Origin of the sequence: Leifsonia sp. NPDC058194 (assembly GCF_042883605.1) — a bacterium.
GTDB lineage: Bacteria > Actinomycetota > Actinomycetes > Actinomycetales > Microbacteriaceae > Leifsonia.
In genome coordinates this window covers 961,000-973,108 of the sequence record NZ_JBHVVL010000002.1, presented here as the reverse complement: position 1 = coordinate 973,108, position 12,109 = coordinate 961,000, and the positions used below count along the sequence as shown (strand labels likewise).

Genomic DNA, 12,109 nt, shown 5'->3' with positions numbered 1-12,109 from the left:
TTTGGTCGTTCGCACACGAGGAGGTCCGGATGACCCGCTTCGATTCCCGCATCGACCGACCCGAGGCCGGTCGCACCGCACCCGCCGACGTCGAAGGCGGCCTGGCCGCCGTGGACGGCCGGATCGCCGCCTTCTTCGCCGAACGGATCGGAGCGTCGGCCGGCTACGGCGACGACTACCAGCGGCTCTGGACGAGCGCCCGTGCGGCGTCCGACGGCGGCAAGCGCATGCGCCCGCGCTTCGTGCTCTCCACCGTCGCCGCCCTCGGCGGGGACATCGACGCGGCCGCGATCGACACCGCGACCGCCTTCGAGCTGCTGCACACCGCCTTCCTGCTCCACGACGACGTCATCGACGGCGACACCGTGCGCCGTGGCCGGCCGAATCTGTCCGGGGAGTTCGCCGCCGATGCGACGGCGCACGGCGTCGCGCGCGGGCCGGCGCGGCTCTGGGGCGAGTCGGCCTCCATCCTCGCCGGCGACCTCCTGCTGCATGCCGCGACCGCTCTGGTGGGCCGGCTCGACGTGCGCGCTCCGGTGCGCGAGCGCCTCCTGGACGTCCTCGACCACTCCGTCGTCGTCACCGCGGCCGGTGAGCTCGCCGACGTCGGTCTCGCCGTCGGGCTCACCCCGCTGTCGTTGCCGGAGGTGCTCGGGATGACCGAGCGCAAGACGGCCGCCTACTCGGTCGCCGGTCCCATCCTGGCCGGCGCGGTGCTGGCCGGCGCGGACGATGCGCTGCTCTCGGTGCTCGCCGAGTACGGACGCCTGGTCGGCATCGCGTTCCAGCTGGGCGACGACCTGCTCGGCGTCTACGGCGATCAGCAGCGCACCGGCAAGAGCGTCGTGAGCGACCTCCGCGAGGGCAAGAAGACCACGCTGATCGCCTTCGCCCGCAGCACCGACGAATGGCCGCAGATCGAGGCGCGGCTCGGCCGGGAGGACCTCGGCCCCTCCGACGCCGCGGAGCTCGCCGCGGCCCTGGAGGCGTGCGGCGCCCGACGGTTCGTCGAGCGCCTCGTCGCCGACCAGGTCGAGCAGGCCGTCGAGGCCCTCGACTCGCCCCACGTGCCGTCCCTCCTCGCCGCCGAGCTCAGGGCGCTCGCCGCGACCTGCATCGGGAGGCTCGGATGACCAGGGCGTCCACCGCCGGCACCATTCCCGCCGGCGCACATCCCACCGATCTGGCCTTGTACACCCGGGCGGCGCACGCCGGAGCCTCGACCATCATCCGGGAGTACTCCACCTCGTTCGGGATGGCGACCCGGCTCCTGGGCGCGGACGTCCGTCCGCGGGTCGAGGACGTCTACTCGCTCGTGCGGGTCGCCGACGAGATCGTCGACGGGGCCGCGGCAGAGGCCGGCCTGAGCGTCGCCGACCAGCGGGAGCTCCTCGACGCCCTCGAGGCCGACACCGAGCGCGCGATGCGCACGGGCTACAGCGCCAACGTCGTCGTCCACTCGTTCGCCTCGACGGCGCGTGCCGCCGGCTTCGGCGTCGAGCTGACGCGACCGTTCTTCGCGTCCATGCGGCGCGACCTCAGCCCGGTCGACTTCACCGCGGAGGAGCTGCGCGAGTACATCTACGGTTCTGCGGAGGTCATCGGGCTGATGTGCCTCGCCGCCTTCCTGGAGGGCCGTCCCGTCGCCGAGGACGAGCGCCGCCGCCTGGAGATCGGGGCGCGGCGGCTCGGCTCGGCGTTCCAGAAGATCAACTTCCTCCGCGACCTCGCCGTCGACTACACCGAGCTCGGCCGCAGCTACTTCCCGGGCATCGACCCGGCCCGGCTCACAGAGCGGCAGAAGCTCGCGCTGGTGGTCGACATCGACTGCGACCTGGGCGCCGCCGCCGACGTCATCCCGCAGCTGCCGGACAGCTGCCGCCGAGCGGTGGCGGCGGCGCACGCGCTGTTCTCCGAGCTGAGCGACCGCATCCGCGCCACCCCGGCGGAACAGCTGCTCGCGCGACGGGTCAGCGTGCCGACGCGCACGAAGCTCGCCATCCTCGTCCGGGTCGGCGCGGGGTCCCTGCGGTGACCGGGTCGCATCGCGTCGCCGTGATCGGCGGCGGGATCGCCGGGCTCGCGACGGCGGCGCTGCTGGCGCGCGACGGGCACGAGGTCACCCTGCTCGAGCAAGCGGGGGTCGTCGGCGGCCGGGCCGGCGTCTGGGAGCACGACGGCTTCCGCTTCGACACCGGGCCCTCCTGGTACCTGATGCCGGAGGTGTTCGACCACTTCTTCGCCCTGATGGGCACCAGCACCGCGGAGCAGCTCGACCTCGTCACCCTGGACCCCGGCTACCGGGTGTACTCGGAGGACGGCCCGCCGCCGCTCGACGTGCGCGCGGACGGCGCCGCCAACCGCGCCCTGTTCGAGAGCGTGGAGCAGGGGGCCGGCGCCGCGCTCGACCGCTACCTCGCCCGCGCCCGCGAGACGTACCGGATGGCCGTGTCCACCTTCCTCTACGGCACGTTCGCGTCCTTCCGTCCGCTGCTGAGCCGCTCGGTGCTGCGTCGCGCGGGCCGCCTCGCGCGGCTGCTGCTCGAGCCGCTCGACCGCTATGCGGCCGGATTCGTCCGCGACGTCCGGCTCCGCCAGATCCTGGGGTATCCGGCCGTCTTCCTCGGCACGTCGCCCGACCGCGCGCCGAGCATGTACAGCCTGATGAGCCATCTCGACCTCGACGACGGCGTCCGCTACCCGATGGGAGGGTTCACCGCGCTGATCGAGCGCGTCGCCGCCCTCGCGGCCGACGCCGGGGTGCGGATCGTCACCGGTGCCCGGGTGACGGCCATCCGCACGACGGGGGGCCGTTCGGGCGCGCGCGCCGCCGGTGTCTCGTACGTCGGCGCCTCGGGCACGATGCGCGAGCTCGACGCGGATGTCGTCGTGTCGGCCGCGGACCTCCACCACACCGAGACACAGCTGCTCCCTCCCCACCTGCGTACGCATCCCGAGCGCGTCTGGGAGAAACGGAACCCGGGCCCGGGCGCGGTGCTCGTCATGCTCGGCGTGCGGGGGAGCCTGCCGCAGCTCACGCATCACACCCTCTTCTTCACCACCGACTGGGCCGCCAACTTCGAGCGCATCTACGGATCGGAGCCGGGCATCCCCGATCCCGCCTCGCTCTACGTCTGCAAACCGAGCGAGACCGATCCGGGCGTCGCTCCCGCGGGGCACGAGAACCTGTTCGTGCTCGTCCCCGTGCCGGCCGACGTCTCCATCGGTTCCGGGGGTCTGGAGGGCGGAGGCGACCGCCTCGTGGAGCGCACGGCCGACGCGGCCATCGCCCAGGTCGCGGCCTGGGCGGGGATCCCCGACCTCGCCGACCGAATCGTGCTGCGCCGCACGGTCGGGCCCGAAGACTTCGCGCGCGACGTGAACGCCTGGAGCGGGGGAGCCCTCGGTCTCGCGCACACCCTCCGGCAGAGCGCCTTCTTCCGACCCGGCAACGCGTCGGCCCGTGTGGAGGGCCTCTACTACGCGGGCTCGTCGACCATCCCGGGCATCGGGCTGCCGATGTGCCTGATCAGTGCCGAACTCGTCGTGAAACGCCTCCGCGGAGACGTGACCGCCACGCCCCTGCCGGAGCCGCTCGTCTCGGCCGCGCGCCCGGAGCGGGTGCCGTGAACCTGCTCTACCTGATCGCACTGCTGGTGTCGCTGGGCGCGATGGTGCTGCTCGACCGCCGGTTCCGCCTCGTGTTCTGGCGCGACGCCCGCCGCGCCTCCCTGACCCTCGCGGCCGGGCTCGTGCTCTTCCTCGCCTGGGACGCCGCGGGGATCGCCCTCGGCATCTTCGCGCGAGGAGGCTCGCGCTACATGACCGGGATCGAGCTCGCGCCCGAGCTGCCGCTGGAAGAGCTCTTCTTCCTCCTCTTCCTCTGCTACCTGACGCTCGTACTGGTGTTCGGCGCGCGCACCCTCTTGGACCGGCGGAAGGCGGATCGACCGTGACCTACCTCTGGCTGAGCCTCGTCTTCCTCCTCATCGCCGCCCTGGTGCTCGTCCTCGCGCTCGTGCGCGCCCCCGACCGCCGTCCGCTCGTACGACGGTGGTGGCTGCCCGTGACCATCGCCGGCGTGCTCCTCGCCGTGCTGACGGCGGTGTTCGACAACCTGATGATCGGGATCGGCCTCATGACGTACGGGGATGCGCACCTGAGCGGTGTCCGCCTCGGTCTCGTGCCGATCGAGGACTTCGCATACCCGCTCGCCGGTCTGCTCCTGCTGCCGGCCGTCTGGCTGCTCCTGCGACGCCGGTCGGGGGAGGGGGCGTGACCACGGCCACCGCACCCGCACCCTGGCGGCAGCTGCTGATCGCCTCCCGCCCGGTCAGCTGGATCAACACCGCCTTCCCGTTCGCCGCGGCGTACCTGCTCGTCACCGGCCGGGTCGACCTCACGCTGGTCGTCGGCACCGTGTACTTCCTGATTCCATACAACCTCACGATGTACGGCGTGAACGACGTCTTCGACTACGAGTCCGACCTCCGCAATCCGCGCAAGGGCGGGGCGGAGGGTGCTCTGCTCGACCGCGGGATGCATCGGCGCACGCTGATCGCCTCCGCGGTGGCCAGCGCGCCGTTCCTGCTGTATCTGGTGATCGTCGGCTCGCCGCTGTCGTGGCTCGTCCTCGCCGCGAGCGTGTTCGCCGTGCTCGCCTACTCGGTGCGCGGCCTCCGGTTCAAGGAGATCCCGTTCCTCGACTCGGCGACCTCCAGCTTCCACTTCACCAGCCCGGCACTCTACGGTCTCGTGCTCGCCGGCGCCGTCTTCACTCCGCAGCTCTGGCTCGTCCTGCTCGCGTTCTTCCTGTGGGGGGTCGGGAGCCACGCCTTCGGCGCGGTGCAGGACGTCGTCCCCGACCGGGAGGGCGGCATCGCCTCGATCGCCACCGTGCTCGGCGCCGCGCGGACCACACGGTTCGCCATCGCGGCCTGGGCGCTCGCCGGGGTGTGCGTGCTCTTCACCGCGTGGCCCGGACCGCTGGCGGCCGTCCTCGCCGTCCCGTACATCCTCGCCGCCGCGCCCTACTGGTCGGTGGCGGATGCCCAGGCGAGCGCCGCCAACCGGGGCTGGCGGCGCTTCCTCTGGATCAACTACGCGTGCGGATTCGCGGTGACGCTCCTGCTGATCGGCTACGCGCTCGCGTGACGCCTACGGTCGTGCCGGCAGCTGCTGCAAGGACCAGGCGTTGCCGTCCGGGTCGGAGAAGGTGACGAAACGGCCCCACGCGAGGTCGGCGACGCCCTGGGCGTCCACACCGTTCTCCTGCAGGTGCGCGAGCGCCTCGTCAGCATCCGGGATGACGATCTGCAGGCCCTGCATCGTGCCGGGAGCCATCTCCGTCAAGCTCTCGCCGAAGGCGATCGAGCACGCGGAGCCGGGAGGGGTCACCTGCACGAAACGCAGAGTGGGGGAGACGCGCTGGTCGTGATCGGCGTTCCAGCCGAGCTTCTCCACGTAGAACTCCTTCGCCCGGTCGACGTCGGTGACGGGGAGGATGATGAGCTCGATGCGCCAGTCGCTGATGGCCATGATCGGTGCCTTTCTGTCCGTTGCTTCCGTTGTATCCCCAGGCTAGAAGTGCTTGCGGTCAGATTCCGTCCGCAATCGAACTTCGAGCAAATGCCCGGTCGAGCGCGCTATCGTCGGAATCCGACCCTCTGAGCCGACCGAAGGATTCCGCAGCGAACATGAGCGACAGTCCCGCCGCACCGACCCCGTACGAGGTGCTCGGCGTCCGCTCCACCGCGACTCAGGAGGAGCTGCGGCGCGCCTACCGCCGGCTCGCCCGGCAGACGCATCCCGACACCGGAGGCACGGCCGCCGCGTTCCAGGCCGTCCAGGAGGCGTGGGAGCTCGTAGGGGAGCCCGACGATCGCGCCCGCTACGACCGCGGCGAAGCGGTCGTCGTCGATGCGGTCGCGGGCGGCTACGACGGAGCCGGCGGCGGATTCAGCGCGACGTTCCATTCCTCCCGCTCGGCGCGCGGCGCCACGGTGCGCGCCCGCAGCTACGGCCACCCCGGCGGCCGGGCCCGCGAGCGCTACCTGACCCTCCTGCGCGAATGGGTGGGCCGCGGCACCGAGCTCGACGATCCCTACGATCCCGGACTCGTGCGGTCGGCTCCGCGCGAGATCCGCGGGCTGCTCGCCGAAGCCCTCGCCGAAGAGGCGACGGCGCGGGCCGTCTCGGGTCTCGGTATCGGCTTCACGATCTGGAACGACGTGGCCGTGCATCCGTCGACGGACGCGAAGATCGACCATATCGTCCTCGGGCCCGCCGGGCTCTTCGCCCTCCGCTCCGCCGATTGGGGCGACGAGGTCAGGCTCGCCAAGGGAGAGCTGGTCGGGCCCGGGATCGCCCACGACGAGGAGCCGTTCCACGACCTCCACCGCTCGGCGAAGAGCTTCGGGCGCCAGGCCGGTGTGCGTTTTACGACCCTCATCGTCGTCGTCCCCGACCAGGCGCTCGCGGTGCCGTTCGACGTCGTCCAGCGTGGCCGCCTCGCCGGTTCGCTCGTGGTGCGCCGCTCGTTGCTGCCGAAGATCCTCCGCGACGGCGCCGACGCGGCCGCACGCGCGAGCGTCGATCGCGCCTTCGACCTGCGCACCCGGCTGCAGGAGTCGGTCCGCTTCGTCTAGACGCGTGGGTCGGCGAGGGGCAGAGTGGGGCGCATGGTCACTCCACTCGACATCTTCAGCGGGTTCAGCGTCGGCGACATCGACGCTGCCCGCACCTTCTACCGCGACACTCTCGGACTGGCGGTCACCGACGGACCGATGGGCAACCTCGACATCGCGCTCCCGGCCGGCTCCCACGTGTTCGTGTACCCCAAGCCGGACCACGAGCCGGCGACGTTCACCATCCTGAACCTCGTCGTGGAGGACATCGACGCCGCGGTCGACGATCTGAACGCGCGCGGTGTGACGACCACGATCTACGACACCGACCAGCTGCCGACCGACGAGAAGGGGATCCTGCGCGGCCGCAGCCAGAACCGCGGCCCGGACATCGCGTGGTTCCGCGACCCGTCCGGCAACGTGCTGTCCGTCCTCCAGGACTGAGCCCTCCGCCGCGACCGCTACCGGGGTCCGCTCAGCCGAGCCCGCTCAGCCGCGCGCGTAGTCCCATCGCGTCGTAGGGCGCCCGCACCTTCACGTCGTTGTCGAAGTACGCGTAGACATCCAGCCCGGCGTCGAGCCAGGTCCGCACGTCGTCCGCCCATCGGTCGAGCGCGTGGTCGGTGTAGCCGCTGGTGTAGATCTCCTCGTCGCCGTGCAGCCGAACGTAGACGAAGTCGGTCGTGACCTCGCGCAGCAGCGGATAGCGGCCGGCCGTATCGGCGACCACCACCGCGACACCGTGCTCGCGGGCGAGCCGCGGGAACGCTGGGTCCGCGAAGGACGGGTGACGCGCCTCGACCGCGTGCCGGAGGGGGCGGTCGGCGGGCGCGGCGGTGTCGCGCCGATCCTCCTCGAGCGTGCTCTCGGAGGCGAGCGAGGCCGCCTCGACCGCGGTGCGCGGCAGAGCGCCGAGGAAGGAGTCGAGCGTCTCCACGTCGAAGGGGAGGTTCGGGGGGAGCTGCCAGAGGAGTGGGCCGAGCTGGGGGCCGAGCGACAGCATGCCCGACGCGAAGAAGTTCGCCAGCGCCTCCCGGGTGTTCCGCAACCGCAGGATGTGGGTGATGTAACGGCCGCCCTTGACCGAGAAGACGAAGTCGTCCGGCGTCTGCGCGGCCCACTTGCGCCAGCTCGACGGGCGCTGGAGGGAGTAGAAGCTGCCGTTCAGCTCGATCGAGTCGAGCCGCTCGGCGGCGTACTCGAGCTCGGCCCGGTGGGGGAGGCCCTTCGGGTAGAAGACGCCCCGCCACGGTGCGTAGGTCCAGCCCGCGATCCCGATCCGGGCCGTCCCGGGCATCAGTGGCCGCGCAACTGCTCGATGAGGCGGCGGTCGCGCTTCGTCGGGCGCCCGGCTCCGCGCTCGCGGGTCACGTCCGTCGGAGCCTCGGTCGGCGGCGGCGGAGGAGGCGTGCGGTCCTCGACGCAGTCGGCGGCGACGGCCGCGCCCACGCGTTTCACGATGAGCCGCCGGGCGATGTAGATCTTCTCCGCGCCGGCGACGAACGCGCGGACCTCGTCGCCGATCCTGACGGGCTGGGACGGCTTCGCGCGCTCCCCGTTGACCTTCAGATGACCGGCCTTGCACGCGTCGGACGCGGCCGAGCGCGTCTTGAACAGGCGCACGGCCCACGCCCACGAGTCGACACGGACGCTGGAGGGGTCGGGCACAGTCGGACCGATCAGACCGTGACGGGCGCGGCGGTCTCGGCCGCCGCCTCCTCGGCGAGCTGCGCCTTCCACTTCACCAGGCTGCGGACCGTCCGGCTGCGGTCGTCCGCCAGCTTCTCCATCACGTCGGCCGGCACGAAGTAGTTGACGGCGACCCAGCCGCGCACCGTCTCGGAGCGGTCGTCGGCGAGTTCGCGCAGGATGTCGCAGGGCGTCGCCTCGTTCTTCGCGACGCAGCCGCGCACGCCGTCGTCGGGGTCGGCCGCCAAGGTCTGGAACAGGTCGACGGGCGTGTTGTAGCTGCTCGCGACCGCCTCGCGGATCTTGGGGTTCGTGTCGCGGGCGAGCAGGCGCAATCGGCGGATCTTGCTCTCCGTCACCTCGGGCGAGGGGTGGAGGGCCGCCGCCTCCTCCGCCGTGAGCATCGCCGGGCGGTGCTCACGCATCGCCTGACGCTGGGCAGGGGTGTTGAACCGGATGCACGACATGCCTCCACGCTACGCGCTCCCGGGCGCCCGCGCCCGGATCACCCGCCGTCATCCTGCGCCGACATCCTGCGCCGACATCCAGTGCGGACGGTACCGTGAAGGCATGGAACATCTGCTGACGCGGCTGGATCGCCTCGCGGGAGGGCGCCACGCCGGATACACGATCTCGGCGGAGGGCCGCGACCATCCGCGCACCCGCCGCGCGTTCGTCGTCATCTACTGGCTGCTGCTCGCCGAGCTGCTGATCGGTCTCGCCGCGGTCGTGGTCGCGGTCGTGCTGACGGCCGGCGGCACGGCGCTGCCCTTCGCCGTGTGGATGCGCGCCCTCATCGTCCTCGCGATGACGGCCACGCTCTTCTACTTCGCCTGGCGGGCGCAGAAGGGCTATTACTGGGCCTACTCGCGCCTGCGGCTGTTCTCGAAGATCTTCCCCGTCGTGACGCTCGTGCTCGCCGCCGTCCCCGGTCTGTACCCGCTGTGGATGGTGAGCGAGCAGATCCTGTTCAGCCTGCTGCTGATCGGCGTCGCCGACTACCTGGACTCCGACCACATGCGGTCGGTCTTCCCGAAACCCGGACGCTCCGCGCCTGTCGCCTCCTGAGTCAGCGCGTCGCTGCGGCGGCCTGGTCGCTGCGACGGCGCGGGAACCACGGCACGATCGGCGAGGTGCGGCGCTGGTACTCGGCGTACTCCGGGTAGCGCGACCGCGAGATGCTCTCGGTGAAGACGGTGGACCCGATGAAGAGGCCCGTGAGGAGCACCGGCCCGATCACGGTCCACTGCAGGATCGAGCCGGCGGCGGCGCAGCCGAGAAGGAAGAACACCCACCACTGGGCCTGCTCGAAGAAGAAGTTCGGGTGCCGGGAGACGCGGAAGAGCCCGGTCTGCAGGAACCGCGGCGACGGTGTGCGCCCGGCGGCCGTCTCCGCCTTCTTCCAGCCGTGGAAGTCCCACTGCTCCTGATCGGCGACGGTCTCCCCGACCAGGAAGGCGAGGAAGACGACCGCCAGCACGATGTCGAGCGGCCCGAGCGGCGACCGGTTCTCGTACGCGGTCCACGCGGGAAGCGAGATCAGCAGCAGCAGCACGTTCTGGTAGATCACGATGAAGAACAGGTTGAACAGGGCGAAGGCCCCGACGCCCATCCGGCCGCGCAGGACCTCCCAGCGGTAGTCCTCGCCTCCCGGCGCGTAGCCCCCCTTGCGGGCGAAGTTGAACGTGAGACGCGCGCCCCACAGCGTGACGAGGGCGGCCATCAGGTTCAGCCGGGGATCCTGCAGACCGGCGAAGCCGGCGAAGACCCAGACGTAGGCCAGCGGCACCAGCGACCAGATGCGGTCGACCCACGAGTGCTCGCCGGTGATGAGCGAGAGCACCCACGTCACGAGGCAGACGGCGGCCAGGATCCAGAGACAGACGATGAAGGGCTCCACGCCGTCATCCTAGGCCGTGGCCCATCCGTCAGTAGAGTGGTGGCGTGGATGGAGTCGGCGCGCACGAGGTGAGTTCCCGTGTCTGGACGATCCCGAACATCCTGAGCTTCGTCCGGCTCGCCCTCGTGCCGGTGTTCCTGGCGTTCGTGATCGCCGGGCTCGACGCGCTCGCCCTCCTCGTGCTGGTGGTCTCCAGCATCACCGACTTCCTCGACGGCTATCTGGCCAGACGCCTGAACCAGATCTCGCGGCTCGGCCAGCTGCTCGACCCCGCCGCCGACCGGCTGTACATCTTCGCCGCGCTGATCGGGCTCGCCTGGCGGGAGGTCATCCCCTGGTGGCTGGTCGCCGTCATCGTCGCGCGCGACGTCATGCTGGCGGTGCTGGGCGTCATCCTGGCGAACCACGGCTACGGCCCCCTCCCGGTGCACCACCTCGGCAAGGTCGCCACCTTCTGCCTGTTCTGGGCGCTCCCGCTCCTGATGCTGGGGGAGGCCTTCTCGGCCCTCGCGCCGTTCTCCCTGCCACTGGGCTGGGCCTTCGCCCTGTGGGGCGCATTCCTCTACTGGTGGGCCGGAATCGTCTACATTCGCGAAACCGCCCGGGTAATACGACTTCCGGCCGATGACGGAGCCGCTCGATCGGATACGCTGGATCACGAGGAGGTTGACGGTGCCTGACGAGAACTACCTGACCGGACCGGCGGACGACGCCGAGAACAACCCCCTGCGTGATGCCGCGTCAGGGAATGAGGACACCACGGCTCGCTTCGGCGAGGACTTCGTGTCGAAGATGTACCCGCTCGACGGGGAGATCTCACCAGAGGAGCTGGAGGCGATCGGCGCGCTGCCCTCGGGCTCGGCGCTGCTGGTCGTGCGACGCGGACCGAACGCCGGGGCGCGGTTCCTGCTCGACGCGGACGTGACAACGGCCGGCCGCCACCCCAACGCCGAGATCTTCCTCGACGACGTCACGGTGTCGCGCCGCCACGCGGAGTTCACCCGCCGCGGCACGGCGTTCGAGGTGCGCGACCTGGGGTCGCTCAACGGCACGTACTTCGACGGCGTCCGCATCGAGAGCGCGCTGCTCTCCGACTCCGCCGAGGTCCAGATCGGCAAGTTCCGCCTCACCTTCTACGCTTCGCGCCAAGACCTGGCCGCCGCGGCGAACGGCTAGTGGCCCGGCAAGCGGCGAGGGCGTCCGGAGCCTCCCGCGCCCTGCTGAGCATCGGTCAGGTCCTGGAACGGCTCACGCCTGAGTTCCCCGACCTGTCGTCGTCCAAGCTGCGCTTCCTCGAGGAGCGCGGGCTGGTGTCTCCGGCTCGCACGGCATCCGGATACCGCAAGTTCTCCACGACCGACGTCGAGCGGCTGCGGATCGTGCTCGGGATGCAGCGGGACCACTACCTCCCGCTCAAGGTCATCAAGGCGTACTTCGCCGACCTCGACGCCGGACGCGAGCCGACGCTCCCGGGCGGAGTCCCGGCTCCGTCGATGCTGGTGGACGAGCGGCGCTTCCAGCGCGACGACCTGCTCCGGGAGTCCGGAGCCACGCCCGACCTGCTTCAGCAGGCGATCAGCGCCTCCCTCATCGCTCCGGCGGACGTGTACGGAGAGGATGCGCTCGCCGTCCTGGGCGCCCTGGTCGAGCTGGCGCGCACCGGGATCGAGCCGCGGCATCTCCGCGGATTCCGGGCCGCGGCCGAGCGCGAGATCGGACTGATCGAGACCGCGCTGGTCCCGATCGCCCGCCGCAACGACGTCTCCAGCAAGGCCAGGACGGCCGAGCTCGCCCGTGAGATCGCGGGTCAGCTCGACGTCGTCCGTGGCAGCATCATCCGTTCGTCGCTGGCGCGGATCCGCGCGTAGCTGACGGATCCGCTCGACACGCCGAC

At 71.2% G+C, this 12,109-nt stretch carries 17 protein-coding genes; 12 read left to right on the top strand and 5 right to left on the bottom strand.

What is annotated here, in order from left to right; genetic code table 11:
* The first annotated feature begins 29 nt into the window (after positions 1-29).
* The 6 genes from ACFVU2_RS11430 to ACFVU2_RS11405 are packed head-to-tail and all read left to right on the top strand — an operon-like array spanning position 30 to position 5,154.
* A complete protein-coding gene (locus tag ACFVU2_RS11430) occupies positions 30-1,133 on the top strand; it encodes a polyprenyl synthetase family protein (protein WP_387874043.1) in 1,104 nt (367 codons plus the stop codon).
* Positions 1,130-2,035: a phytoene/squalene synthase family protein gene (locus ACFVU2_RS11425; protein ID WP_387874041.1), complete on the top strand. Its 906-nt coding sequence runs from the start codon at positions 1,130-1,132 to the stop codon at positions 2,033-2,035. Before ACFVU2_RS11430 ends, ACFVU2_RS11425 begins: the two co-directional genes overlap by 4 nt.
* Positions 2,032-3,630, top strand: a complete 1,599-nt coding sequence (gene crtI, locus ACFVU2_RS11420) for a phytoene desaturase family protein (RefSeq protein WP_387874040.1) — start codon at positions 2,032-2,034, stop codon at positions 3,628-3,630. Before ACFVU2_RS11425 ends, crtI begins: the two co-directional genes overlap by 4 nt.
* On the top strand, positions 3,627-3,956 hold the full coding sequence (locus ACFVU2_RS11415) for a lycopene cyclase domain-containing protein (protein WP_387874038.1): 330 nt from the start codon (positions 3,627-3,629) through the stop codon (positions 3,954-3,956). The genes crtI and ACFVU2_RS11415 overlap by 4 nt, the downstream gene beginning before the upstream one ends.
* Positions 3,953-4,279 (top strand): lycopene cyclase domain-containing protein, encoded by a 327-nt coding sequence (locus ACFVU2_RS11410; RefSeq protein WP_387874035.1) that lies wholly within the window; start codon positions 3,953-3,955, stop codon positions 4,277-4,279. Before ACFVU2_RS11415 ends, ACFVU2_RS11410 begins: the two co-directional genes overlap by 4 nt.
* Positions 4,276-5,154, top strand: coding sequence for a prenyltransferase (locus ACFVU2_RS11405; RefSeq protein WP_387874034.1), 879 nt, complete (start codon positions 4,276-4,278; stop codon positions 5,152-5,154). The genes ACFVU2_RS11410 and ACFVU2_RS11405 overlap by 4 nt, the downstream gene beginning before the upstream one ends.
* 3 nt (positions 5,155-5,157) lie before the next feature.
* Here ACFVU2_RS11405 and ACFVU2_RS11400 read toward each other — a convergent pair whose 3' ends face one another.
* Positions 5,158-5,538, bottom strand: coding sequence for a VOC family protein (locus ACFVU2_RS11400; protein WP_387874031.1), 381 nt, complete (start codon positions 5,536-5,538; stop codon positions 5,158-5,160).
* 158 nt (positions 5,539-5,696) lie between these two features.
* On the opposite strand from ACFVU2_RS11400, the gene ACFVU2_RS11395 reads away from it, so the two are divergent.
* Positions 5,697-6,647 (top strand): J domain-containing protein, encoded by a 951-nt coding sequence (locus ACFVU2_RS11395; RefSeq protein ID WP_387874030.1) that lies wholly within the window; start codon positions 5,697-5,699, stop codon positions 6,645-6,647.
* A gap of 33 nt (positions 6,648-6,680) precedes the next feature.
* A complete protein-coding gene (locus ACFVU2_RS11390; RefSeq protein ID WP_387874027.1) occupies positions 6,681-7,070 on the top strand; it encodes a VOC family protein in 390 nt (129 codons plus the stop codon).
* Between the two features lie 31 nt (positions 7,071-7,101).
* Here ACFVU2_RS11390 and ACFVU2_RS11385 read toward each other — a convergent pair whose 3' ends face one another.
* Genes ACFVU2_RS11385 through ACFVU2_RS11375 form a run of 3 tightly spaced genes read right to left on the bottom strand, consistent with a single transcriptional unit; the run spans position 7,102 to position 8,782 of the window.
* A complete protein-coding gene (locus ACFVU2_RS11385; RefSeq protein ID WP_387874025.1) occupies positions 7,102-7,923 on the bottom strand; it encodes a DUF72 domain-containing protein in 822 nt (273 codons plus the stop codon).
* Positions 7,923-8,294, bottom strand: coding sequence for an RNA-binding S4 domain-containing protein (locus tag ACFVU2_RS11380; protein ID WP_387874023.1), 372 nt, complete (start codon positions 8,292-8,294; stop codon positions 7,923-7,925). Before ACFVU2_RS11380 ends, ACFVU2_RS11385 begins: the two co-directional genes overlap by 1 nt.
* 11 nt (positions 8,295-8,305) lie before the next feature.
* Positions 8,306-8,782, bottom strand: coding sequence for a hypothetical protein (locus ACFVU2_RS11375; RefSeq protein WP_387874021.1), 477 nt, complete (start codon positions 8,780-8,782; stop codon positions 8,306-8,308).
* A 103-nt stretch (positions 8,783-8,885) separates the two neighbouring features.
* Here ACFVU2_RS11375 and ACFVU2_RS11370 point away from each other — a divergent pair, with 103 nt between their 5' ends.
* A complete protein-coding gene (locus tag ACFVU2_RS11370; protein WP_387874020.1) occupies positions 8,886-9,383 on the top strand; it encodes a hypothetical protein in 498 nt (165 codons plus the stop codon).
* Between the two features lies 1 nt (position 9,384).
* On the opposite strand, the gene ACFVU2_RS11365 is transcribed toward ACFVU2_RS11370, so the two are convergent.
* On the bottom strand, positions 9,385-10,215 hold the full coding sequence (locus ACFVU2_RS11365; protein WP_387874018.1) for a DUF1295 domain-containing protein: 831 nt from the start codon (positions 10,213-10,215) through the stop codon (positions 9,385-9,387).
* Positions 10,216-10,259: 44 nt separating this feature from the next.
* On the opposite strand from ACFVU2_RS11365, the gene ACFVU2_RS11360 reads away from it, so the two are divergent.
* The 3 genes from ACFVU2_RS11360 to ACFVU2_RS11350 are packed head-to-tail and all read left to right on the top strand — an operon-like array spanning position 10,260 to position 12,083.
* Positions 10,260-10,895: a CDP-alcohol phosphatidyltransferase family protein gene (locus ACFVU2_RS11360; protein WP_387874017.1), complete on the top strand. Its 636-nt coding sequence runs from the start codon at positions 10,260-10,262 to the stop codon at positions 10,893-10,895.
* Positions 10,896-10,941: 46 nt separating this feature from the next.
* On the top strand, positions 10,942-11,391 hold the full coding sequence (locus ACFVU2_RS11355) for an FHA domain-containing protein (RefSeq protein WP_387874447.1): 450 nt from the start codon (positions 10,942-10,944) through the stop codon (positions 11,389-11,391).
* On the top strand, positions 11,391-12,083 hold the full coding sequence (locus ACFVU2_RS11350) for a MerR family transcriptional regulator (RefSeq protein WP_387874014.1): 693 nt from the start codon (positions 11,391-11,393) through the stop codon (positions 12,081-12,083). Before ACFVU2_RS11355 ends, ACFVU2_RS11350 begins: the two co-directional genes overlap by 1 nt.
* Positions 12,084-12,109: the final 26 nt, after the last annotated feature.